Origin of the sequence: Rhodococcus sp. LW-XY12 (assembly GCF_019317345.1) — a bacterium.
Lineage (GTDB): Bacteria > Actinomycetota > Actinomycetes > Mycobacteriales > Mycobacteriaceae > Rhodococcus > Rhodococcus pyridinivorans.
This window is the reverse complement of the sequence record NZ_CP079225.1, coordinates 1,598,819-1,623,461: the sequence shown is the minus strand read 5'-3', so window position 1 is coordinate 1,623,461 and position 24,643 is coordinate 1,598,819. Positions and strand designations below refer to the sequence as shown.

13 protein-coding genes are annotated in these 24,643 nt (G+C 69.3%); 8 read left to right on the top strand and 5 right to left on the bottom strand.

Annotated features, from left to right (window positions below; genetic code table 11):
- Positions 1–18 precede the first annotated feature (18 nt).
- A complete protein-coding gene (gene malQ / locus KXC42_RS07570) occupies positions 19–2,142 on the top strand; it encodes a 4-alpha-glucanotransferase (RefSeq protein WP_219130122.1) in 2,124 nt (707 codons plus the stop codon).
- 75 nt (positions 2,143–2,217) lie between these two features.
- Here malQ and KXC42_RS07565 read toward each other — a convergent pair whose 3' ends face one another.
- Together KXC42_RS07565 and KXC42_RS07560 are read right to left on the bottom strand one after the other, a co-directional pair.
- Positions 2,218–4,008, bottom strand: a complete 1,791-nt coding sequence (locus KXC42_RS07565) for a long-chain fatty acid--CoA ligase (protein ID WP_219130121.1) — start codon at positions 4,006–4,008, stop codon at positions 2,218–2,220.
- Complete coding sequence (locus KXC42_RS07560; RefSeq protein ID WP_024103658.1) at positions 4,001–4,489, bottom strand: MarR family winged helix-turn-helix transcriptional regulator; 489 nt, start codon at positions 4,487–4,489, stop codon at positions 4,001–4,003. Before KXC42_RS07560 ends, KXC42_RS07565 begins: the two co-directional genes overlap by 8 nt.
- A 175-nt stretch (positions 4,490–4,664) precedes the next feature.
- Here KXC42_RS07560 and KXC42_RS07555 point away from each other — a divergent pair, with 175 nt between their 5' ends.
- The 3 genes from KXC42_RS07555 to KXC42_RS07545 are packed head-to-tail and all read left to right on the top strand — an operon-like array spanning position 4,665 to position 11,559.
- Positions 4,665–6,194, top strand: coding sequence for a DUF2397 domain-containing protein (locus tag KXC42_RS07555; protein ID WP_219130120.1), 1,530 nt, complete (start codon positions 4,665–4,667; stop codon positions 6,192–6,194).
- The gene (locus KXC42_RS07550) at positions 6,191–7,336 is read left to right on the top strand and encodes a TIGR02678 family protein (RefSeq protein ID WP_219130119.1); all 1,146 of its coding nucleotides are present in this window, start codon (positions 6,191–6,193) and stop codon (positions 7,334–7,336) included. Before KXC42_RS07555 ends, KXC42_RS07550 begins: the two co-directional genes overlap by 4 nt.
- Complete coding sequence (locus tag KXC42_RS07545) at positions 7,333–11,559, top strand: TIGR02680 family protein (protein WP_219130118.1); 4,227 nt, start codon at positions 7,333–7,335, stop codon at positions 11,557–11,559. The genes KXC42_RS07550 and KXC42_RS07545 overlap by 4 nt, the downstream gene beginning before the upstream one ends.
- A 60-nt stretch (positions 11,560–11,619) precedes the next feature.
- Here KXC42_RS07545 and KXC42_RS07540 read toward each other — a convergent pair whose 3' ends face one another.
- Together KXC42_RS07540 and KXC42_RS07535 are read right to left on the bottom strand one after the other, a co-directional pair.
- Positions 11,620–12,804 (bottom strand): thiolase family protein, encoded by a 1,185-nt coding sequence (locus tag KXC42_RS07540; protein WP_006552890.1) that lies wholly within the window; start codon positions 12,802–12,804, stop codon positions 11,620–11,622.
- A gap of 192 nt (positions 12,805–12,996) precedes the next feature.
- Positions 12,997–13,962 carry a hypothetical protein gene (locus KXC42_RS07535; protein WP_219130117.1) on the bottom strand — a complete coding sequence of 322 codons (966 nt, stop codon included), beginning with the start codon at positions 13,960–13,962 and terminating at the stop codon, positions 12,997–12,999.
- 318 nt (positions 13,963–14,280) lie between these two features.
- On the opposite strand from KXC42_RS07535, the gene KXC42_RS07530 reads away from it, so the two are divergent.
- Positions 14,281–14,577, top strand: coding sequence for a chorismate mutase (locus KXC42_RS07530; RefSeq protein WP_019288919.1), 297 nt, complete (start codon positions 14,281–14,283; stop codon positions 14,575–14,577).
- A 155-nt stretch (positions 14,578–14,732) separates the two neighbouring features.
- Entirely contained in the window at positions 14,733–15,530 is a 798-nt protein-coding gene (locus KXC42_RS07525; RefSeq protein WP_071934666.1) for an SDR family NAD(P)-dependent oxidoreductase, read from the top strand.
- A gap of 84 nt (positions 15,531–15,614) precedes the next feature.
- Here KXC42_RS07525 and KXC42_RS07520 read toward each other — a convergent pair whose 3' ends face one another.
- The gene (locus KXC42_RS07520) at positions 15,615–17,039 is read right to left on the bottom strand and encodes an aldehyde dehydrogenase family protein (RefSeq protein WP_200359830.1); all 1,425 of its coding nucleotides are present in this window, start codon (positions 17,037–17,039) and stop codon (positions 15,615–15,617) included.
- Between the two features lie 326 nt (positions 17,040–17,365).
- Between KXC42_RS07520 and KXC42_RS07515 the strand changes: the two genes are divergently transcribed.
- Positions 17,366–22,861 carry a glutamate synthase-related protein gene (locus KXC42_RS07515; protein WP_200359828.1) on the top strand — a complete coding sequence of 1,832 codons (5,496 nt, stop codon included), beginning with the start codon at positions 17,366–17,368 and terminating at the stop codon, positions 22,859–22,861.
- Positions 22,858–24,621 carry a sulfite reductase subunit alpha gene (locus KXC42_RS07510; protein ID WP_033098012.1) on the top strand — a complete coding sequence of 588 codons (1,764 nt, stop codon included), beginning with the start codon at positions 22,858–22,860 and terminating at the stop codon, positions 24,619–24,621. The genes KXC42_RS07515 and KXC42_RS07510 overlap by 4 nt, the downstream gene beginning before the upstream one ends.
- Positions 24,622–24,643: the final 22 nt, after the last annotated feature.

Here is a 24,643-nt window from a genome sequence, read left to right as displayed (position 1 = left end):
CTGGCATGATTCAGGACCGTGACGTCCTCGGCGAAGCTGCGCGAACTGGCCGGAAAGCACGGCATCACCACCACCTACACGGGATGGGGGGGACACGACCACGATGTCTCCGACGAGACATTGCGGCGCGTACTCGCCGCGCTCGACGTCCCGGCCGGGACGGACGACGAGGTCGTGGCATCGCTCGCCGACTTCGACGACCGCCCGTGGCGCTGCATGCTCCCGCCCGCGCTCGTGGTCGTCGAGGGCGACGACCGGACGTTCCCGGTGCATGTGCCGCACGGCGACCCGGTGTCGGTGTGGGTCGTCGCCGAGGACGGGGCGGAGGTCGATGTCGAGCAACTCGACGTGTGGGTGGACCCGCGTACGGTCGACGGCCGGCTCGTGGGCCGCGCGACCTTCGCCGTTCCGCGGCTGCCCCTCGGCTGGCATGTCGTGCACGCCCGCAGCAACGACATCGAGACCACCGCGGGCCTGGTCGTGACCCCGCGCCGGTTGTCCACCGCCGACCGGCTGCTCGAGAAGAAGCGCTGGGGCCTTGCGGCCCAAATCTATTCGGTGCGCAGCCGCAGGTCGTGGGGCATCGGTGATTTCGCCGACCTGGCCGATCTGGCGGCGATCACGGCCGGTCACGGCGGCGACTTCGTCCTGATCAACCCCGTGCACGCGGCCGAGCCCGTGCCACCGCACGAACCGTCGCCCTATCTGCCGTCGTCGCGGCGTTTCGTCGACCCGCTGTACCTGCGGATCGAGGATATCCCGGAGGTGGCCTACCTCCCCGCGAAACACCGCAAGGAACTCGACGAGCACGCGCAGCGCGTGGCGAAGGCGAACCGGAAGGCGCGGCGTCTCGACCGGGACGCGACCTTCCGCGCGAAACTCGACGTCCTCGAGCGCGTGTACCGGGTGCCGCTCGGCCCGGCCCGCCGCGCACGGTACGAGGCGTTCTGCGCCGAGGGCGGGCAGGCGCTCGACGACTTCGCGCTGTGGTGCGCGCTGTACGAGAAGTTCGGCGACCGCGCCGACCGGTGGGCGTCACGCGCTCCGAGCCCCGACGACCCGAAGGTCACCCGGTTGCGCGAGCGACTGGCCTCGCGGATCGACTTCCACCGCCGGCTGCAGTGGTTGTGCGACGAGCAGCTCGCGAACGCTCAGACTGCTTCGCTTGCAGCAGGTTCCGATATCGGAATCCTGCACGACCTCGCAGTGGGTGTCGGTCCGCACGGCGCCGACGCCTGGACGCTGGGCGACGCGCTGGCGTCGGGCGTCACGGTGGGCGCCCCCGCCGACGACTTCAACCGCAACGGCCAGAACTGGAATCAGCCGCCGTGGCGGCCGGATCGTCTCGCGGAGCTGGGATACATCCCCTTCCGCGATGTGGTGCGCTCGGCGTTGCGGCACGCGGGTGGTGTCCGGGCCGATCACATCCTGGGACTGTTCCGCACCTGGTGGGTACCGGAGGGGATGTCGCCCGCCGACGGCGCGTACGTCCGCAGCGACCACGAGGCACTCGTCGGCATCCTGGCGCTCGAGGCGTATCGCGCCGGCGCCGTGGTCGTTGGTGAGGACCTCGGGGTCTTCGAGGAGTGGGTGCAGGAGTATCTTGCGGAGCGCGGGATCGCCGGGACGTCGATCCTGTGGTTCGAACGCGACGAGGACTCCCCACGCGGGCCGGAAACCTACCGCACCCTGTGCCTGACCTCGGTGACCACACACGACCTCGCGCCCACCGCGGGATACCTTGCGGGCGAACACATCCGGCTGCGGTCGGAGCTCGGCCTGCTCGAGGGCGACCTCGACGCCGAACTCACCGATGCGACGGCCGAACGCGACTCGGTTCTGGCGCTCGCGGTCGAACGGGGTCTGCTCGACGAAGGCGAGACCGACGTCGATCGCCAGGTCGAGGCGCTGCACCGGCTGATCGCGGCGAGTCCGTCTGCGCTGCTGGGCGTTTCGCTGGCAGATGTGACCGGCGAGCGTCGCAGCCAGAACCAGCCGGGCACCGTCGACGAGTATCCGAACTGGCGGGTTCCGCTCGCCGATGCCCGCGGCAAGGTCGTGCTCGTCGAGGATCTCGTCGACCACGACGGATTCGCGCGACTGGCCCGGGCGGTCTCCGGAGACACCTCACCGGTGGAGTGACACCACACGAACACTGCGGCCGCCGATCCGGATGCCGGATCGGCGGCCGCTGCTCGGGTACGCGCCCCTAGGGCATCACTTCGCGTACAGGGCGTCGATCTCGTGGGCGAAATGCTCGGTGACGACGTTGCGCTTGATCTTCAGCGTCGGCGTGAGCTCGCCGGACTCCTCGGTGAGATCGCGGTCGAGAATGGCGAACTTCTTGATCGCCTCGCTGTGCGAGACGAGGGTGTTGGCGTCGTCCACGATGGTCTGCATCGCGTCCCGCAGCGTGGCGTCGTGGCGCAGGTCGGCGATCGTCGCACCGGTGGGCTTGCCGTTCTCGGTCTTCCAGTTCTCGAAGACGTCCGGATCGACGGTCACCAGAGCGGTGACGAAGCTGCGTCCGTCGCCGACGACGACGGCCTGGGAGACGAGGGTGTGCGACCGCATGCGGTCCTCGAGCGGCCCGGGTGAGACGTTCTTGCCGCCGGCGGTGATGATGAGGTCCTTCTTGCGCCCGGTGATGGACAGGTAGCCGTCCTCGTCGAGCGAGCCGAGGTCGCCGGTGCGGAACCAGCCGTCGTGGAAGGCACCGGCAGTGGCCTCGTCGTTGCGCCAGTAGCCGTCGAAGACGACCATGCCGCGCAGCTCGATCTCGCCGTCATCCGCGATGCGCGCCGAGTTCCCGCCCATGGGACGCCCGACGGTGCCGATCTTCTGCGCGCCGGGCGTGTTCACGCTGTGTGCGGCCGTGGTCTCGGTGAGGCCGTAGCCCTCGTAGATCGGCACGCCGACGCCGCGGAAGAAGTGACCGAGACGGGCACTCAGGGCACCGCCGCCGGAGATCGCGTACCAGCACTCGTTGCCCATGGCCTCGCGCAGCTTGGAGTAGACCAGCTTGTCGGCGAGGGCGCGCTTGGCCTTCAACGTGAAGGTGGGGCCGCCGTGGTCGAGCGATTCGCTGTAGGCGATGGCGGTGCGCTCGGCGAAATCGAAGATCGCCGCTTTGACCGGTCCGCCGGCCACCGCCTTGCCCGCTGCCGCGTCACGCACCTTCTCGAAGACGCGCGGCACACCGAGGATGATGTTCGGCGAGTACCGGGCAAACTGCGCGGAGACGGTCGAGAAGTCCGCCCAGTGAGCCTGCGACGTGCCTGCTTCGAAGAGCGCGAGCGACACCGCGCGCGCCAGCACGTGCGCGAGGGGCAGGAAGGTCAGGCCGCGGTTGCCGGGCTTGGCGACGATACCGATGTCCGAGTTGAGGATGGACCGGACCTCGGCGAGGAAGTTGCGGTGGGTGAGCATGCAGCCCTTGGGTCGCCCGGTGGTTCCCGAGGTGTAGACGAGGGAAGCCAGGCCGCCGGAACGGATTCCGGCCAGACGCGTGGTGATCTCGGCGTCGTCGACCTCGGCACCGTCGGCCGCAAGCGTGTTCACCGCGCCGTCCTCGATCTGCAGGATGCGACGGAGGGTGTCGGGCATGTCGACGAAGAGCTTCTCGTGCCGCGCGGTTTCGACGACGGCGAGGACGGCCCCGGAGTCCTGGAGGATCCAGCGAATCTGCTCGGTGGACGAGGAGTCGTAGATCGGTACCGACACCGCGCCGGCCGTCCAGATCGCGTAGTCGAACAGCGACCACTCGTAGCGGGTGGCCGAGAGCAGCGCGACACGATCGCCGGGCTGCACACCGTTGGCGATCAGGCCCTTTGCGACGGCCTTCACTTGGTCGGCGAACTGCTGCGCAGTGACCGCGACCCAGTCGTCACCCTGCGGCCGGGAGTACATCACGCGGTGCGGAGTCTTCTCCGCATGGGTGAACACCGTGTGGACGACCGATTCGTCGTCACCGATGGTGAACGGGGCCGGGGTCGAGTACTCACGCACTGCAATCTCCATCGTTCTGGTCGGGAGTCCGGTCGTCGGAATCGATTCCTGCGCGGAAGCGGCGCAGGAGATCCACGAAGCGTTCGAGTTCGTTCTCGTCCCAGCCCTCGAGGCCGGCGCGGACGTCGTCGAGACGACGCACGACCGCACCTTCGAGAACTGTCGCTCCGTGGTCGGTGAGCCGGAGCGGATGTCCGGCACGTGCCGGACCCGTCCCCGCCTCGACCCAGCCCGCATCGACGGCGTGACGCAGTTGGCGCGACACGGTCGAGCGGTGGACACCGAAGACCTCGGATATGTCGGTGGCGCGGCAGCCCGGATTTCGGGAGATGAAGCCGAGAAGCGAATGCTGGACCAGCGAGAGTCCGCTGTCCTGCGTTCGTGCTCCGGACGTCAGGAAGCGCACGAGAAGCACGAACTCCTCGTATACGCGGGCAACGCCGTCCGTAGACGGCCGCCGGGCCTGCCGATTGTGTTGCACAGGGCAACTATAAACGCGAGTGAGGCACGGCACGAATCCGCGCGGTGTCCTGCCGATTTCCGGCCTGCCTCTCCACAGCCCGTGCGCGCACCCGGTGAACTCGTCCGCCCCGCTCGGCGTTCACCGGGCTAGCCTGTCTGTCCGTACGGCGTCAGCACTCGGGAGAAGGGGTCGGATGGGCGAACACATCGGTCGCGACCTGTTCCGTCATCTCGTCGCCGACGAAGCGGACGAGTACCTCGCGGTGATGGACTGCTTCACCGACCTCCTGCTCGCCGATCTGTCCGCCGACGATATCGCGGTCTCGTGTGCGCGGCGCGGGGTGGCGCTCGACATCGCGGTCGTCGATGCCCGGTGTCGCAGCCTGGTCCGGTGGGGCAATCTCGCACTCACCAGCGGCGGAACCGACGGTGGCGGCTCCCACCGGCGGAGCGCTCCCGAGACCGCCTCGACCGAGGTCCGTGCCCGATACCGGCCGACACCGGCCGGGCTGCGGGTGCACCGCGAGACCGGCAGGCTTCTCTCCACCTCCGACGACGTGCGCGGCGTGGCACGCGTGTCGCTCCGTTGTGTCGCGGACGGGCTCGCCCGCATCGAGGAGCTGCTGGTGGACGACGGGAACGTGCCCGACCGGGACGAGCTGGCCGCCCACGTCACCGCCCTGTTCGCGCACCACCGGATGTTCACCGACAGCGTCGCCGATTTCTATTCGCACCTCGCCGAGATCCTGAGCCGTCTCGAGCACTCCGGCCGTCCCGAACACTCATCCGATCGCGAACGCGCCGGGGCGGTCGACGATTACGCGGAGACCAAGAACCTGCTCCTCGACTACGTCGACGTCATCGGTTCGGACGTCGAGCGCCTCGCCCCTCTCGTCGCCGGCAGGCTCGACCGGATCAGGCCGCGTCTGGACTCCCTGCTCGGCGCGTTGCGCGAGTCCGGCCTGCCGAACACCGTGCCCGGGTCCCCCGGTCGCCGTCGCACCGACTGGGACGAACTGGCGCAGTGGTACGCCGAGGACGCCGGCCCGCGCCGCATGCGCGAGGCAGCGGCGGAGGCGCTGAACCGGCTGCTCGTGCGCACTCGGCGGATCATGGCGAGCACACCGGGCTTCTCGCACCGCGCAGATCTCCTGCGCCTGGCCCGGTGGTTCACCGAGTCCTCCGACGAGCAGGGCCACCGGTTGTTCGCCGCGACCTTCGGTGCCTTCCCGAGCCGGCACCTGCTGCTCGGCCCCGACGAGACCGACCCGCGAGTGGGTGCAGGCACGTCGTGGTGGCGGGCCGATCCCGTCGTCGTGCCCGTGTCGTTGCGCGAACGCGGCGACCACACGTCCCTCGGGGCCGTCGGCCGACTCCCCGATTCGATGCCCGGCCGGGTCCGGGCCGACGAACTCGCCCGGCGAGAGTCGCGCCGCCGCTCCGACGCCGTCGCCGAACTGAGTGCGGCGGGCGATCTGCACGGAGCGGACCTGTCGGCGGAGGCGCGCGACGTCCTGCTCGACGTCCTCGCCGCCGCGCTCGCGGGCCACCTCACCACCGACGGTCCGGTGCAGGTGGACGATCCCGATCTCGGGTTGTCGCTGACGGCGGAGCCCGGCGCCGACACCGTGGTGCACTCCCCCGACGGCGATCTCACCGTGCACGGTTTCTCGTTGCGCACGTCGGTCACGGCATCGGTCGATCACAGTGCGGCGGCGCCATGAGCACCTCGCACGCGAGCACGGTGTCCGGGGACGTCTCCGGTCGGCGGGACGCGGCGCGGGCGCTGCTGCAACAGCCGATCGTCACCGCCGCGAGCGAACGGGAGACCTTCGACCTCGTTCGGCGCCACGCCCCGGCCCTGAAGTCGATGTTCGCCGACCGCCTCGGATACCGGCTCGTCGTCGAACCGACCTTCGCCCGTCTGATCAAGGCACCGCTCGGGCCCACCTCACCGCACCGGGCGCTCCGCCACGCCGACGGCACCGAGTTCGGCGCGATCACCTACGCGTGTCTCGCGCTGGTGTGCGCGGCACTGCTCGAACCCGGGACCGGCGAGAGGGTGTCCGTCGACGACCTGCTCGAGCAGGTGCGCGCCGATGCGCGCGAGAACGGGATCGTGTTCGGCGACCCGGTGTCCGAGGAGCGGAACCTCGCTGCGGCCCTGCGCGTCCTCGAGGAATGGGGCGTGATCGCCGAGTCCGGTCACGGGGACGAGGTGAGCGGCGACGAGGTGAGGGGCGACGGGCCGCATCTCGACGTCCACCGCGACCTGCTCTCCCAGCTGCTCGACACTCCCCTCCATGGGATGCCCGGTCCCGCAGCGGCACTCACACGTCACGAGCACGAACCCGCCGCTCTCCGCCTGTACCGCAGGCTCGTCGAGGACCCGTTCGTCGCGCGCGACGAACTGGACGACGAGTCGGCGACGATCCTCGCCCGCGACCGGCACGAGCTCGCCCGGATGCTGGAGAACGACTTCGGCCTCGTGCTCGAGGTGCGTGCCGAGGGCGCGCTCGCGTACGACCCGGCCGGCGTGCTCACCGACGAGGCGTTCCCGGGGTCGGGCACCCTGAAGCACGCCAGCCTGCTGCTCCTGGCCGAACTCACCGAACGGTTCGGCGACTCCGCGGCGACCACATTGCACGTCGACGCGCACACCCTCGACTCGGTTCTCGCCGATCTCGCCGCCGCGCGTTCCCGCACCTGGAAGAGCATCTATGTCCGCGATTTCGCGCTCCTGCGCCGGGACGTCGTCGCCCTGCTCTTCCGGCTCGGGCTGGCGCGCCCGCACGAGAACGGACTCGAACTGACCGCACCCGCCGCCCGCTACCGCCCCGTCCCCGCCGAAAGCAAGTGTCGATGACCCACTCGTCCGACCCGTCCGCCCTCGACGAGAACCCTCCACCCCGTTTCCCGGATCGCTGGCGTCTCCACCGCGCCGGCATCGTGAACGTGTGGCACTACCTGGACGTCGAGTTCGTCCTGTCCGGTGGGCGGATGATCCTGCGCGGCACCAACGGATCGGGGAAGTCCCGCGCCCTCGAGATGTTGCTGCCCTTCCTGCTCGACGCCGACCGCAGGCGCATGGACGCGACGGGCGCCGCGAAGGTCGATCTCGACGAACTCATGCGTACCGGGGCCTCGGACACCACCGACCGTGTCGGCTATCTCTGGCTCGAACTGGCGCGCCCCAGCGGACATCTCACCGTCGGGGCGCAGGTCCGGCACCGCGCCGACGCCCGTCGCAGCGACGTGCACTTCTTCACGACACCTTTGCGTGTCGGCACCGAGTTGCACCTCGTCGATGACGCCCGCATCCCGCTCTCGCGGGAGCGACTCGCCGAACTCGTCGGTGCCGACAACCTCACCCGTGATCCGGAGCGGCATCGCGAGACCGTGCGGAAGTCGGTGTTCGGCCTGCACGCGCAGACGGGACGCGAACGCTACGACGGCTTGTTGCAACTGCTGCACACCCTGCGCTCACCCGATGTCGGCCACCGCATCGACGAGGGACGCCTCCCTCAGATCCTGTCGGATGCGCTGCCACCGCTGACGGAGAACATGCTCGCCGAAGCGGGAGGTCGCCTCGACCTGCTCGGTGACACCCGCCAGGAACAGGTCCGTCTCGAAGCGGCGCACGCACACGTGCTGCGGTTCCACGAGGTGTACCGGCAGTACGCTGCGGATCTGCTGCGCGCCGGCGCCGAGACCGCGCGCGACCTCGCGCAGCGGGTCGTCGAGACGCGACGCGCACTCACCGTCGCGGAAGCCGAGGCGGCCGACCTCGACGCGCAGGCCGCCGCCGTGGACACCCGCCTGAAGGAGCGCCGCGACCAGGTCGCCGAACTCGACCGCGCGATCCGCGGACTGGAGACCCACGAGATGTTCCGGTCCGCGGACGATCTCGCGCAGCGCCAGCTCGCCGTCGATGCGCTCCGCCGCGCCGCCGAGCACGCAACCGCCGCCGCCGATCGCAGCCGCATGCAGGAACGGCGCCACACCGACCACGCGGCCCGCCTCCTCGACGAACTGACCTTCTCGGTCACGCGTGCCGCGAGACGGCTTGCGACGGTAGGTCGCGACCTGCTGTCGGTGGGTCTTCCGCACGACACCGCGCCGACCACGCTGCACTTCTCCGCCGACCGTCCACCCGCTGTGCTCGAGCCCGTGCGCACCGGCATCGACGACACCACCGAGCCGGTGGTGCGGCCGGTGGTCGCGACGGTCTCCCTCGACGCCGGGCACGTCGACGAGGTCCGGGGCGCGATCCTGCGTGCCGCCGAGGCGACCCGTCGCCGGCGGGACCAGGCGGGTCGGCGACTGCTCGAGGCGCGTCGACTCGACGCCGCCGCGCATGCGGTCCGGGAAGCCGAGGCGGCGGCCGACCGCGCGGCCCGCGACGCCGAGCAGCGTGCCGTCGAGGCCGCCGAGACGGATGCCGGTGTCGGTGCGGCCGCCGCCGGTCTGCAGCACCGGTGGCGCGAGTGGATCACCGCCGACCGCACGACGGCTCTGCTGCCGGAACTCGATCGGGATCGGGTCATCCTGATGCGCCGACTGTCCACGCGACTCGACGCACTGATCGACTCGTCCCCCGCCGACGCCGGCGACACGGACTCCGAGGACGCCGACGTCGATTCGGCACTCGCCGAGCTGGATTCGCTGCCCGCGGCTGCCGCTCGGTCCGCTCTGAGCGACCTCGTCGGCGCCCCGGCCGATCGCGAGCGCCGCGAACGTGAGGCGCGGACCGCGCGCGAGGACCTCGTCCGGGAACAGGCGGCACTCGACGCGATCGGCGAGGGACCGGAACAGGCACCCTGGCACGTGCGCACCGACGGTGTCCCGCTGTGGCGGGCGGTCGAGTTCGTCGACACCCTCGGGGACGACGATCGCGCCGGAATCGAGGCGGCGTTGCTCTCCGCGGGTTTCCTCACCGCCACGGTCGACGGCGAGGGCCGCTTGCGTGCACTGGGCGGCCAGGTCCTCGTCTCGCCGCGCGGTGAACCACCGGCGCAGCCCCTGTCGACGGTCCTGCGTCCCGACCCCGAGGCCGACGTGCCGCGCCCGGCGGTCGAGGCGGTCCTCAACACGATCGGATTCGAGGACGCCACCGCGGTGGCCTCCGTCTCGCGGGACGGCCGCTGGCACAACGGCGTTCTGCGTGGGCGCCACACCGCCGAGACCCCGGGCTGCATCGGCAGGCCGGCCCGGGAGGCCGCGACCGCGGCACGGCGGGTGCGTCTCGACGAGATCCGCGCCGAACTCACCCGGATCGACCTGGCGGTGGAACAGCTGCGCGTCGACTATCCCGACGCGGCGCACCGGCGGGCGAAGATCGACGCGCACCTGTCGACCGCGCCGACCTCGCACGCCCTGCGCTCCGCGCTCGAACGACGTCGGCACGCGTACGCGCATGTGCGGTCCGCAGCGAACACCGCGGTGGAACTGCGTGAGCGGGCGACGACACTGCGTGCTCGCTGGACCGCCGAGCTCGACGCCCACCGCACGGCGTGCGAGTACTTCGGCGTGCCCGGCGATGTTCCGGAACTCGAGGCGCTGGTCGCCGGATGCGCCTCCGCAGAGACACTGTGCACCGAGCTGGCACGCGATCTCGGTGACGTCCTTGCTGCCCACGTCCGGTTCACGGATGCCGCCGAACGGTGCGTGCAGGCCACCGCCGAGCGGATCGACTCGGAGGAGATCGCCGAATCGTGCCGCTACGAATGGCACGCGAAGGCCGCGGTGGTCGCTGCCCAGACCGCCGCTGTCGACGTCGACGCCGCCGACCTGGCGCAGGAACTGCGTGACTCGGAGGCCGAACGGGCACGCGCCGACGAACAGTTCCGGCGCACGGTCGCCCATCGCGACCATCTCGGCCGTGCCGTCGCCGAGGTGCTGCAGCGATGTGCTGCCGCACGCGAACGACTCGACCGCGACCGTCGCGAACTCGCCGCGGCCGCCGAACTGCTCGCCGCTCACCTGCAGCTGCCCGAACTACGCGGCGCACTCGAGGAGGATCCGGAGTCGGACTCCGCCTCTGCCCGGACGGTTCTGCCTCCCGTCCACCTCGAGGATCCGGATCACGTGCTCTCCGTGGCCCGCACCCTGCTGGCCACGTTGCCGCCACGCACGGGAGTCGACGAGAACGCGATGCTCGTCGCGCTGCAACAGTTCGACCGCGACCTCACGGCCCGGTTCGACATCGAGCACACGGTGACGCACGGCGCCCATCGCGTCCGGATCGCCGGGGCGGGTGACGACACCACGCCCGCGGGTCTCTCAGCCACCCTGACCCGGCAGGTCGAGGACGGCCGACGGGCACTGTCGCAACGCGAACACGACGTGTTCACGGGATTCGTGCTCGGCGGTGTGGCCGACGAACTGCGCCGGCGGATCGAGCGGGCACGACAGGTGATCGCCGCGATGAACGACAGTCTCGCCGACAGCCGCACGACGCACGGGATCGGAGTGAGGATCGAGTGGCGCCCCGGTGGCGAGGACGCCGACGCGGCGCGGCTGACGCAGCTGCTCACCGCCACCGAGCGATCACCCGAGGATGCGTCCGAACTGGTCGGGATGCTGCGGCGCCGGGTGGAATCCGCCCACACCGCCGATCCGTCCGCCGGCTACGCGCAGCACCTGTCGCAGGCACTGGACTACCGGCGCTGGCACGAGGTCGAGGTGACCATCCTCGGCCCCGAACCGGACCGGGAGAGGCGGATCTCCGCGCGCGCCAAGATATCCCAGGGTGAGACCCGATTCGTGTCGTACGTGGCGCTGTTCGCGGCGGCGGACGGCTATCTCTCGGGCCTACCCGACACCGGCACCGCACTGCGGCTCGTGCTGCTCGACGACGCGTTCGCCAAGATCGACGACCCGACGATCGGTGAACTCATGGGTCTGCTCGTACGGCAGGATATCGACTTCGTCATGACCGGGCACGCACTGTGGGGTTGTGTGCCGGAGGTGCCCGAGCTCGACGTCTACGAGGTCCGGCGACTCGCCGACGGCGCGGCCGTGACGACCCGCGTGCACTGGGACGGGCGCGTCCGGCAACTCCGACCGCTCACCGAGCTGCAGACATGACAGTGGTGGGAGCGATACGTATCGCTCCCACCACTGTCGGTCCTTCGAAACCTGCCCGGATCAGGATACGCGGCGCAGCAGCGCGGCGAGTGCCTGTCCGCCACCGATGCACATGGTGACGACGCCGAGTTCGAGATCGCGACGGATCAGGTCCTTGGCGACGCGCAGCGTCAGGATCGCGCCGGTCGCGCCGACCGGGTGGCCCAGGGCGATGGCACCGCCGTAGGGGTTGGTCTTCTCCGGGTCGAGCTTGGCGTCGCGCGCCACCGCCACGGCCTGCGAGGCGAAGGCCTCGTTGAGCTCGACGGTGTCGATGTCGGCCGGGGTCAGGCCGTTCTGCTCGAACAGCTTCACCAGGGCGAGGGTCGGGGCGTAGCCCATCAGCTCGGGCTCCATCGCCGAGGTGACGACCGACTCGAGCACGACAGAGGCACCGAGACCGCGTTCACGGGCGACCGACTCGCGGGCCAGGACGAGCGCGGCAGCGCCGTCGTTGATCCCGGAGGCATTACCGGCGGTGACGGTGCCGTCCTTGATGAACGCCGAGCGCAGCTTGCCGAGCACCTCGAGGGTGGTGTCGGGCTTGGGGTGCTCGTCCTCGGTGACGGTGACGGGCTTGCGGCCACCGATCTCGACCGGGGTGATCTCCTCGGCGAAGGCGGCCTTCGCGGCGTCGGTGGCGGCGCGGCGCTGCGATTCGAGGGCGAACTCGTCCTGCTGCTCGCGGCTGACGCCGTACTCGCGGGCGACGTTCTCGGCCGTGACGCCCATGTGCAGTCCGCTGAACGGATCGGTGAGCATGCCGACGGTGCCGTCGACGAGCTCGCGGTTGCCGAGCTTGTAACCGTTGCGGGCACCGAAGTCGTAGAACGGCATGCGCGACATGCTCTCGTCGCCACCGGCGACGGTGATCTCCGCGGCACCCCAACGGATCTCCTGGGCTGCGGACCACACGGCCTGCAGACCCGAGCCGCACAGGCGGTTGACGGTGAGGGCCGGGGTGGAGACGGGAAGTCCGGCGGCGAGGGTGACGCGACGGGCGTTGTAGGCGTCGGCACCGACCTGGCCGATGCAACCCATGACAACCTCGTCGATGTCCTCACCTGCGACACCCGCGCGCTGCAGCGCCTCGCGGACCGCGGTGGCGCCGAGTTCGTGCGCGGGTACGTCCTTGAGTGCGCCGCCGAAGCTGCCGACGGGGGTGCGTGCGCCGTCGACGATGACGATGCGTTCCGGAGCGGTCATTTCTCGTCCAATCTGGTCGAACACCTGGGGTCCACGCGCCGGCACCGCCGAGCGCACAGATCTTCGGGAAGGCGTCCTCCCGAAGCGTCTGACTCGATGCTACGGCACCGAGTGCCGCACTTGTGAAGGTCCGAACACGAGTTGCAGGAACGGGAACGGAAACGCCATTCTGCAATACGGACTACGTTATTTTCACTCGTCGTCGACGGTGAACGGAGGACCCTCCGCGAGACGTTCCGCAGCCGCCGGTGTGCCCAGTTCACGGCGGTGGCAAGGGTGCTCCACGTAGAACTCGAGGAAACGGTACAACTGCACCGGATCGACGGCCAGATGCCGTGAGTCCACCTCGATCCGGGGCTCGGACGGCAGGCGCTCGAAGGGGAACACCCGACTCGTGCGCCGACGCGCCCACGCCGCCGACCCGTGCCCCTCGATCCAGATTTCCGGGAACCCCCGGTCGACCGCACGAAGACCCCGCACCGACACCCACGGCAGATAGGACTCCACGAACCAGCCGCGCAGCCTGATCCCGTCCGGCCCGAGAACCAGCGAACCGGCCCGGATGCGCCCGAGTGCCACCTCCACGAGGAAGGCCAGACACACCCCGGCGACGAGCGCCAGCACCAGCGCCACGAGAGGTAGACCCTCGTTCCCGACCACGATCTCCACGGCTGCGCCGAGCGAGAGGAACGTCCCGCACAGCACCATCGCGAGCAGCAGACCGAAGACGGGGCGACGGCCCGCGATCTCGGTACTGCCGCGATCGGCCGTCTCGACGTACCGGAACCGCGGTGTGCGGCTCGGAGGCCACGACGACGGTCGCCGGACCCCAGATCCGGCAGGCCACCAGAAGGTGGCGCCGAAGGCCGCCGTCAGCAGCATCAGCACCGCCAGGATCGAATAGAAGCGGTCGGCGCCCACCGAATCGGTGCCCCACGCGCTCGCTCCGCGGGCCGCGGCGAAAATCGCCACGAGCACCGCCGCACCGGCCGCTGCGTACACGTGCAGATTGCGCGTGCCGTGCTGCCATTCGCTCGGCGGTTCGATGTGGGATGTCGGTTCGGCACCGAAAGTCGGTTCGGTACCGGAAGTCGGTTCGGTACCGGAAGTCGCAGCCTCCGTGCCGCGCCCACCCCACGGGACAACAGGTCGTCGCATCGGTCTCCCCTCCAGGTGTACCGAGGAGCCCCGACGTCCTCGGCCCTGCCGGTCGGCCGGAACGCTACCTCGAGCGGCGGACCCGATGCGGACCCTTCGGGCGCGGCGTCACCGACGGACACACGAGTTGGCACCGGTCGGTGTGACAATTAACATACCCCCGGCCATCAGGGTGTTGAACCAGGTCACGGCCGTTTATGAAGGAACAGGACGCGCATGGGAGAATCTCGCGAGAATTTTTCCCTACGTGTCGGTAACACCTATAGGTGTAAGCACGACACAATCTGTGACGATTCAGACGAGACCGGAGGAGTCTGCATGACTGTCCAGCTTGATTCGCCTGGCCTTGCGTCCGTCGGCGAAGCTTCGTCGGCCGAGGCAGAGCTCGGGGAGCTGTTCGAGCAGATCAAGGAGCTCGACGCTCAGCTGCTCGCGGTGATCAAGCGGCGTTCGGAGCTCGTTCAGCGCGCCGGAGCATCCGCGAAGGGCACCGACGCGAGCCGCGAAGCACAGGCCGAGGAAATGGCCGTCATGGGACGCTTCGCCGAACTCGGCACCGACGGCAGCACGCTCGCGATGACGCTGCTGCGCCTCGGCCGCACCCGCAAGGCCTGAGACCTACCACCGACGGCCCCCGCACCACATGGTGCGGGGGCCGTCGCCGTAGCCGTAGCCGTCCACCGCTTCGCATCACGCCGGTCGCAAATGTGGCCGCCCGCTCCCCTGTCGGCATACCGTCGGGACATCCCCGAAGAACGGACAAGGGCAGCATGGATCTCGGACTCACTGCCAAGCGGGCCATCGTCACCGGCGGTAGCCGCGGCATCGGCTACGCCATCGCGCGGGCACTGGCCACCGAAGGTGCCGACGTGGTGATCGCGGCCCGTACCGCGGCCGATCTCGACATCGCGGCGAAGACCCTCTCGGAGGAGACCGGGCGACGAATCGTTCCCGTGCCCACCGACACCAGCGACCAGGCCTCGGTCGACGCACTCGTCGCGCGGGCCGTCGCCGAACTCGGTGGCGTCGACATCCTCGTCAACTCCGCCGCCACACCCTGGAGCGCCGACAAGCCGACGAGTTTCGCCGCGACCACCGACGACATCGTGCGCAACGAAGTCGAGATCAAGATCCTCGGCTGTCTGCGCACCGCACGCGCCGTCGCCCCCTACCTGATCGAGCAGGGCTGGGGCCGGATCATCAACATCAGCGGGCTCGGCGCGCGCAGCGCGAACTCCATCGCCCAGACGGTCCGGAACGTCAGCGTTGCAGCCGTGACGAAGAACCTCGCCGACGAACTCGGCCCGCACGGCATCAACGTCACCGTGGTCCACCCCGGCCGCACCCGCACCGAACGGCTGGCGGCGCGACTGGCCGAGGAGTCCGCCGAGACGGGCACGCCGATAGCCGAACTGGAACAGCAGATCGCGAAGAACTCCGTGAACCGCCTCATCGACGCGAGCGAGGTCGCCGACGTCGTCGCGTTCCTCGCGAGCCCGCGCAGCATCGGCATCACCGGCGATGCGATCGCCGTGGGCGGCGGCGTACCCGGCGCGGTCTACTACTGACCGGTCCGACGAAACGATACGGCACCGCCGTCAGCGTGAGATTCGACGGCACCGCCGTCAGCGCAAGATTCGACGGCACCGCCGTCAGCGCAGGATCGTTTTGATCTCCAGGAACTCCTCGAGCCCGAAGACACCGGCCTCGCGTCCGATACCCGACTGCTTGTAACCACCGAAAGGTGCGTCGGTGTTGAAGGCGCCGCCGTTGATGTAGACCTGACCGGTGCGCATACGGCGGGCCACGGCCTCCGCTCGCGCTGGGTCGGCCGACCAGACCCCACCGGACAGGCCGTACTCGCTGTCGTTGGCAATGCGCACCGCATCGTCCTCGTCCTGGTATCCGATGATCGACAGCACCGGCCCGAAGATCTCCTCGCGGGCGATCGTCATCTCCGGCGCGACGTTCGTGAACACGGTCGGGCCGACGAAGTAGCCGGTGGTTAACTCGGTTTCGCGTCCGTCGAGCACCAGTTCGGCCCCCTCCTCGACGCCCTTGTCGATGTACGCCTTCACGCGGGCCTGCTGCGTGCCGCTGACGAGCGGGCCCAGCTTCGACGACGGATCGTCGGGCAGCCCGACGGTGTAGGCCCGCGCGACCTGCTCGGCGACGGCGGTGGCCTCCTGCAGACGGTCGGCGGGGACGAGCATGCGGGTCAGGGCGGTGCAGGTCTGGCCGGAGTTGAGGAAGCACTTGCCGACACCCTCGGTGACGGCGGCGGTGAGGTCGGCATCGTCGAGGATGATGTTGGCCGACTTGCCGCCGAGTTCGAGCGCGACCTTCTTCACCGTCTCCGCAGCGACGACCGAGACGCGCTTGCCGGCACGCGTCGAGCCCGTGAACGACACCATGTCGACGTCGGGGTGTGCGGCGATGGCCTCGCCGACGACCGGTCCGTAACCGCTGACGAGGTTGAACACGCCCGGCGGCAGGCCGGCCTCGTCGACGATGTCGACGAGCGCGTAGGTCACCAGCGGCGCGACCTCGGTGGGCTTGAGCACCACGGTGCACCCGGCGGCGAGCGCGGCGAACACCTTGAGCACCACCTGGTGCAGCGGGTAGTTCCACGGGGTGATCGCCCCGACGACCCCGATGGGTTCGCGTACGACCAGGGCGTTGCCGATCTCCTGGTCGTCGAAGTCGTACGTTCCGGCCAGCGACGCATAGGCGGCAATATTCTTCAGCGGCATCCCGACCTGGATGGCACGCGCGAAGTGAGCGGGCATCCCCATGTCCTGGGAGACGACGCTCGTGAGTTCGTCGGCACGCTCGTTCGCCAGCGAGGAGACCTTCTCCAGGTAGGCGGCGCGCGACGCACCACTGAGCGCGGACCAGGCCGGGAAGGCCGCCTTCGCTGCGGCGACCGCCCGATCGACATCGGAGGCGGCACCCTCGGCGACCGCGGCGACGACCTCTTCGGTCGTCGGGTTCACGACCTCGATGCGGCCGGCGCCGTCGGAGTCCACCCACTGCCCGTCGATGTAGATCTTCGTGCGGTCGAGAATGTCGGTCATATCGCTCTCCCTGCTCGTAGTCCGGCCTGTCGACGCCGTTGGGCGCGAGCGTAGCGAAGACCCTCCCGCAATAAAGCGTTTACTCCCGGCGGGTTGTGATGTATCCCGCCGTCACCGGAGTTAACACGTGCGCTACACTTGCCATTGCTGCTCGCGCGCTCCACCGTCGCAACGCACGGCGCATTCGGACAAAGACGTCTGCATTCACACACATCGTCTCCGGCACACGTCTATGCACCTCAGGAGCTGCGCCTTCCCACGCGTTCCCCTTCTTCGCATCGTCACTGCCGGTCGACGTCGAATTCGATGCACCGAGGAGGACGTCCGTGACGCACGCCAGTGACACCGGCCTGTACGACAGCACGCTGGACAAGAGCAGTTGTGGTGTCGGTTTCATCACCCGCAAGGACGGCGTGCAGACCCACGACGTGCTCACCCGCGGTCACGAGGCCCTGTGCGTCGTGCCGCACCGCGGTGGCATGTCCGCCGAGGGTGTCGGCGACGGAGCCGGCATCAACGTGGACCTGTCGGTCGCCTTCTTCTCCGAGATCACCGGAAAACCATTGCAGGAAGGGCACTTCGGTGTCGGAAACTTCTTCCTCCCCACCGATCCCGCGGCGCATGCCGATGCCGAGGAACTCGTCTCGTCAGCACTCGCCGGAGCCGGGGTCACCGTGCTCACGATGCGCGACGTCCCCGTCGACGACAGCGTGTTGCGTTCTGCCGCAACGAAATACCAGCTGCCGATCCGTCAGTGGATCTTCACGCGGCCCGATGCGTGCGACTCCGTCGACGAGTTCGACCGACTGCTGCACGGCGTGCTCCTCGAGGTCGAGGCCCGCGCCTACACCGAGCCGGAACTGGGCGGGCTGTACCCGCTCTCGCTCAGTGCGCGCACGCAGGTTCTCAAGAACCGCTTGAACTCTCACGAGGTCATCCCGTACTTCCGCGATCTCACCGATCCGCGGCACGCGGTGCACACCCTGTTCTTCCACACCCGGTTCTCGACGAACACCGATCCGCATCCGACGATGGCGCAGCCGTTCCGCCTCATAGCGCACAACGGTGAGCTGAACACCGATCGCAAGAACCGGCTGTTCGAGGGCGCCCTCGCCCGCGCGATGGGCCGTGACATCATTCGCCCGCCGGGACAGTCCGACAGCTGCCGCTTCGACCAGACCCTGGCCTCGCGTATCGCCCACAACGAACTCGACCTCGTCACCGCCGTCGTGCAGATGATGCCGCCTGCCTGGGAGAACGACACCGAGCTGTCGCCACAGGTCCGCGCGATGCTCGAGTTCTTCTCCCTGTACGAGGAGAAGAACGACGGCCCCGCGGCGCTGGTCTTCGGCAACGGCACCGTCGTCGGCGCGCGCCTCGACCGCCTCGGCCTGCGTCCGCTGCGCACCGTGGAGACCGAAGAGTACCTCGCCGTCACCTCCGAGGCCGGCCAGTTCGACTTCGCGCCCGAGACCGTGCTGCGTCGCGGCCGCATCGAGGCCGGTGGCATGCTGTACTTCGATCACCGCACGCGCCGCTCCTACGGAGCGGATGAGGCGCTCGAACTTCTTGCTGCCCGGCAGAATTACGCGTCGCTCGTCGACGAGGCCCGCCGCAATCTCGATGCCCTGCCCGAGGTTCCCGCCGAGAAGGCCGGTTCCCCGCTGCGCTACAACGGCGATCTCGAGCGTTACCAGCGCTACGTGTCCTACAGCATCAACCAGGAATCCTTCCGGTTCATGCTCGACCCGATGCTCGCGTCGGGTCAGGAGCGCATCTCCGCGATGGGTTACGGCAACGCCATCAACGCGCTGTCGGATCAGGAAGGCGGTGTGGCCAAGTACTTCTCGCAGCGCTTCGCCCAGGTCACCAACCCGTCGCTGGACTCGATCCGCGAAGCGGACGGCATGACCCTGCGCGTCGCGCTCGGTGCTCGCCCCGGTAGCGGTGCTCCCGTCTCGTCCGCGACCCAGATCGTGGTGCCCACCCCGATCCTCACGCACCTCGACATGCTGCGTATCCGCGAGCAGTCCGACACCCCGGTGCGGCGTTTCGAGATGCTGTACTCCCCCGTCTTCGACGACGCCAAGGCGAACGCGGCCGCGCTCGCCGCCGCGATCGACGGTACGGCCGAGGCCATTGCCGATTTCGCCCGCGAATCCGGTGGCATCGCCGTGCTCACCGACCGCCACGTCTCCACCGACCGCGCCGGACTGCCGATGGTGCTCACCGTCGCCGCGGTCAACCAGCGCCTGATCGACGAGGGATTGCGTCTGCGCGTGTCCGTCATCGTCGAATCCGGACAGCTGTTCTCGTCGCATCACATCGCCGCGACCCTCGGTTTCGGTGCCGCTGCGGTGTATCCGCTCACGGTGCAGATGCGCGCCGAGGAGAAGTTCGGCGACGATGCCGACGCCGCGTTCCTGAAGTTCCGCAAGGCGGCCGAGAAGTCGCTCATGAAGACGATGGGACGCGTCGGCCTGTGCACCGTCGAGTCGTACATCGGCGGTGAGTTCTTCGAGCCGAGCTATCTCGACACGAGTGACGAGGTGCTCGCGCGCTGGTTCCCGAACGTGAAGTCCCCGGTCGGCGGTGTCGGTTTCACCACCCTCGCGCAGGCCGTCGCCGACTGGCACCGTCGCGCTCTCACCGTGGAGACGGAGAAGGACGTCCCGCTGCTGGGTCTGTTCAAGGAGCGCGCCGAGGGCGCCGGTCACTCGTTCGGCACGACCGCCGTGCGCGGCTTCGTGGACATGACCGAGGAGCCCTTCGCGCTGCCCGTGGAGAAGGAGGCCGAGCCGGATCTGACCGACGCGCTGCGTCTGCTGCCGCTGCACCGGCTCTCCGACGCGCACGGTCTCGACGACGCGTCGTACCGCTACGGCGGCTTCCGCGCCCTGACACCCGCCGAGATCGATGCCTTCGAGATCACCCCGGGTTACCGCGCGTTCGCCCGCACGATGGCCGACGAGCGCACACAGCGTCCCGCGGCGCTGCGCGACGTGCTCGCCCTGCCCGCCGACGTCACCTACGCCGTCACCGCCGAGGACTTCACCAAGGAGATGGGCCGCTTCGCGCGGTTCGGCAACAACTCGATGCTCGTGCGCGGGATCTCCGCGGCGCGGGTCGGTGAGAGCGAATTCGTCCTGCGTCTGACCGGTCCGCTCGCAGACGACCACCGTCGTCCCGATGCGCTCGCGGCCTCGCTCGTCGCGCGCTTCGGTGACGGCATCGTCTCGCACCGTTGCTACGGCGACACCCTGACCGTGCACGCGATCGGTGACGCCGCGCGCTATCTCGAGCAGGTCCGCCAGGCCCCGCTGAGCGTGCGGCTCGACCGGGTGCAGCCGGCGCACGAGATCACCCCGGCGCTCGCGTCGGGTGCGATGAGCCATGGCGCGCTCAACTCCAACGCCCACGAGGCCGTCGCCCACGGCACCAACATGGTCGGCGGCATGTCGAACTGCGGTGAGGGCGGCGAGCACATCTCCCGCTACGGCACCATCCGCGGGTCGCGCATCAAGCAGTTCGCGTCCGGCCGCTTCGGTGTGTGGGCCGGTTATCTCGCCGATCCGATGCTCGAGGAGATCGAGATCAAGATCGCGCAGGGCGCGAAGCCCGGTGAGGGCGGCCAGTTGCCCGCCAAGAAGGTCACGGTGGAGATCGCCGCGGCGCGCGGTGCGACCCCGGGCGTCGAGCTGGTCTCGCCGCCGCCGCACCACGACACCTACTCCATCGAGGACCTCGCCCAGCTCATCCACGACGCCAAGGCGGCGCGGGTGCGGGTGATCGTCAAGCTCGTCTCCTCGGAGGGTATCGGCACGATCGCCGTGGGTGTCGCGAAGGCCGGCGCCGACGTCATCAACGTCGCCGGCAACACCGGCGGCACGGGTGCCGCCTCGGTGACCTCGCTGAAGTACGCGGGCCGGTCCGCGGAGATCGGTGTGGCCGAGGTCCACCAGGCCCTCACGGCCAACGGTCTGCGCGACAAGGTCGTGCTGCGCTGCTCGGGTGCGCACCAGACGGCGTCGGACGTCATCGTCTCCGCGCTGCTCGGCGCCGACAGCTTCGAGTTCGGCACCACCGCGCTGATGATGCTCGGCTGCGTCATGGCGAAGAACTGCAACGTCAAGTGCCCGGCAGGTCTGACCACGAATCCCGAAGTGTTCAACGGCGATCCGCGGGCGATGGCCCAGTACCTGCTCAACGTCGCGCACGAGACCCGAGAGCTGCTCGCCCGCCTGGGTCTGCGGTCGCTGCGCGACGCGCGTGGCCGCGCCGACCTGCTGCACCTGCTCGACCACCCGTCGAGCGTGGGCCGGCTGGACCTGCGGGCGATGCTCGCGGTGCTGCCCGAGGTGCACATCGACAATCCGGTCTACATGGAGAAGGACTACTCGCTCGACGAGGCGTGGGTGGCCCGGCTGCGCGAGGCCCTCGTCGATGCGAAGGAGCTCACCGTCTCGCTCGGCGACGGCGTGCAGCTGACGAACAACAACAAGAGCGTCGGCGCGCAGCTGGCGATCGACATCGAGCGCATGCTCAACCACGAGGATCTCGGCGCCCTGCCGGCCGTGCTCGACGACGAGCGCGGACGCCGGTGGCTACGCGACGGCACCGTCACCATCACCACCTCCGGTTCGGCGGGCCTGTCCTTCGGGGCGTTCTGCAACGACGGCATGCACATCGAGCACACCGGTACCGCCAACGACGGCGTCGGCAAGGGCCAGTGCGGCGGGCAGATCGTGCTGCACTCCCCCGGCGGCGGCAGCGACCGACGCGGCGGCAACGTGCTCATCGGCAACTTCGCGCTCTTCGGTGCGACCGGTGGTCGCCTGTTCGTCGAGGGTGAGGCCGGCGACCGCTTCGCGGTGCGCAACTCCGGCGCCACCGCCGTCGTCGAGGGTGTCGGCGAGTTCGCCTGCGAGTACATGACCAACGGCGCGGTGCTCAACATCGGCGAGTTCGGCAAGGGCTTCGGCAACGGCATGTCGGGCGGGTTCGTCTACCAGTACGACCCCGAGGGCCTGCTCCCCCGCAAGGCCAGCGCCGACTCGATCGTCCTCGGGTCGATCACCGGCGACGACCCGCAGGCCGCGATCCACAACGCCGCCGTGCTGCAGCTGCTGCACCTGCACGTCGAGGCGACCGGCTCGGTGAAGGCCCGCTTCCTGATCGACAACTGGCAGGTCGAGCAGCACCGCTTCGCGTACGGCATGCCGCGCGCGCTGCTGCAGTACCAGGACCTCGACGAGATCCTCGCCGCAGCGTCGCGCAAGGACCTCGCCGCCGAGGTCGCCACGGCGCTGGTCGCGCACCAGGTGCGCAAGTTCAAGGAGAACTACCGCTCGGGTGTTCCCGTCGCCGGTGGTGTCACCCCGGACGCGACCGACACCGAGGCCATGTACGCGCTGCTCAACAACTACACGGTGCTCGCCGCCGCGCAGGAGATGGCGCTGCAGAAGGTCCCCGGCGCCACCGACGTGTCGGATCCGGCGGTGCAGAAGGCCGCTCGCAATCTGCTGCTCACCGAGGACTTCTTCCTCGTCGCGAAGCTCGAGCGCTACGCCCTCGCGGCGATCGCCGATCACACCGACGAGCAGCTCGCGGCGCTGGTCGCCGACAAGCGCCTGAACGACTACAAGCAGGCCCTGGCCCTGCGCAACGTCCGCTCGGTCGATGCGCCGGGTACCTACGGCTGGATCCTCTTGCAGAGCCGCAAGAATCTCGACGCCGCAGGTCGCCTGCCCGGTTACGAGGAACTGTTCGCACGCAACGCCGTCCCGAACGTCCTCACCTCCACGATGGGAGTCTCCGCGTGACCACCACCGGCCCGTTCATTCCCCTCGACGCTCCGTTCACCGCCGATCAGCGGTCGTGGCTCTCCGGCTTCGTCGCCGGGATGCAGACCCGCCTGTTCTCCGGGGGTCCCGCCGCCGATGCCGGGACCGTCGGCTCGGCGACTGCTCTGCACGTGCTCTACGGCTCGCAGACCGGCAATGCCGAAGCCGTCGCCGAGGACGCCGCGGCTGCAGCGCGCACCCAGGGCTTCGCGCCCGTCGTGTGCGCTCTCGACGACATGGACCTCGACCGGTTCGCCGGTCTGGGCCAGGTCCTGATCGTCACATCCACCTACGGCGAGGGCGAGATGCCCGACAACGCCGAGCTGTTCTGGGATGCGCTGTCGGCCGAGAGCGCGCCGCGCCTCGACGGCATGAACTTCGCGGTGCTCGCTCTCGGTGACACGGGGTACGACGGGTTCTGCCAGGCCGGCAAGCTCATCGATATGCGTCTCGAGCAGCTCGGTGCGCAGCGCATCGTGCCGCGGGTGGACTGCGACGTCGAGTTCGAGGAGCTCGCCGCGACGTGGATCGCGGAGACGCTGCCGCTCGTCGCGGCCGTCGAGGGCATCGTGGGCGATGGTGCTCCCGCTCCCGCGGCACCGGCGGCACCGGCCCGGGCGAAGTCGCAGTGGACCCGCAAGAATCCCTATCCGGCGGTGTTGACGTCGAACGTGCTCCTGTCCGGGGAGGACTCGGCCAAGGAGATTCGGCACTACGAGTTCGCGCTCGCCGATTCCGGTCTCGAATACGAAGCGGGCGACGCGCTGAACGTGGTGCCCGTCAACGACACCGAACTCGTGCACGCGATCCTCGGTCGGCTCGGTCTCGATGGCGCGACCGTCCCCGAGGGTCACGACGACACGCTCGAGCACCTCCTCACCTACAACTACGAGATCACCGCTCCGTCCGTCGATCTCCTCGAGGAGATCGAGAAACACACGGGTAACGAGGAACTCACCTATGTGCTGCGGCACGGCGACAAGGCCGCGCTCGACGAATGGTTGTGGGGCCGCGACATTCTCGACGTGCTCCTGCTCGATCCCGCGCCCGAGCTGTCGGCCGAGCAGTTCCTGGCGCTGCTGCGTCCGCTGCAGCACCGGGCGTACTCGATCTCGTCGAGCCCGAACGCGTGCGACGGTTCGGTGCACCTGACGGTCGCGGCGGTGCGCTACGGCACCGACGGCCGCGAGCGTCGCGGCGTGTGCTCGACCTTCCTCGCCGATCGTGTCGGTGAAGGCAAGGTCGGCATCTTCGTGTCGAAGAACAAGGCCTTCCGCGTGCCCGCCGACGACACCGCACCGATGATCATGGTCGGTCCGGGCACCGGCATCGCACCCTTCCGCGGCTTCCTGCAGGAACGTCGCGCACGGGGTGCGACGGGGAAGAACTGGCTGTTCTTCGGCGACCAGAAGCGCGGCTGCGACTACATCTACGAACAGGAGTTGGCCGAGTTCGCCGACTCGGGTGTGCTCACGCGCCTGGACCTGGCGTTCTCCCGCGATCAGGCCGAGAAGATCTACGTGCAGACCCGCATGAAGGAGCACGGCGCGGAACTGTTCGCGTGGCTCGAGGAGGGTGGACACTTCTACATCTGCGGCGACGCGTCGCGGATGGCGAAGGACGTCGACCGTGCGCTGCACGAGATCGTCGCCGAGCACGGCGGCATGAACGACGAGCAGGCCGCGGAGTACGTCACCACCCTCAAGCGCGAGAAGCGGTACGTGCGCGACGTGTACTGAGCAGGCCGGGGGTACGCACCGC

Excerpts from the sequence above, each read along its gene's own strand:
- KXC42_RS07555 (WP_219130120.1), top strand. The coding sequence starts at position 4,665 with ATGGGCGAACACATCGGTCGCGACCTGTTCCGTCATCTCGTCGCCGAC.
- KXC42_RS07550 (WP_219130119.1), top strand. The coding sequence starts at position 6,191 with ATGAGCACCTCGCACGCGAGCACGGTGTCCGGGGACGTCTCCGGTCGG.
- KXC42_RS07545 (WP_219130118.1), top strand. The coding sequence starts at position 7,333 with ATGACCCACTCGTCCGACCCGTCCGCCCTCGACGAGAACCCTCCACCC.
- KXC42_RS07540 (WP_006552890.1), bottom strand. The coding sequence starts at position 12,804 with ATGACCGCTCCGGAACGCATCGTCATCGTCGACGGCGCACGCACCCCC.
- KXC42_RS07535 (WP_219130117.1), bottom strand. The coding sequence starts at position 13,962 with ATGCGACGACCTGTTGTCCCGTGGGGTGGGCGCGGCACGGAGGCTGCG.
- KXC42_RS07530 (WP_019288919.1), top strand. The coding sequence starts at position 14,281 with ATGACTGTCCAGCTTGATTCGCCTGGCCTTGCGTCCGTCGGCGAAGCT.
- KXC42_RS07525 (WP_071934666.1), top strand. The coding sequence starts at position 14,733 with ATGGATCTCGGACTCACTGCCAAGCGGGCCATCGTCACCGGCGGTAGC.
- KXC42_RS07520 (WP_200359830.1), bottom strand. The coding sequence starts at position 17,039 with ATGACCGACATTCTCGACCGCACGAAGATCTACATCGACGGGCAGTGG.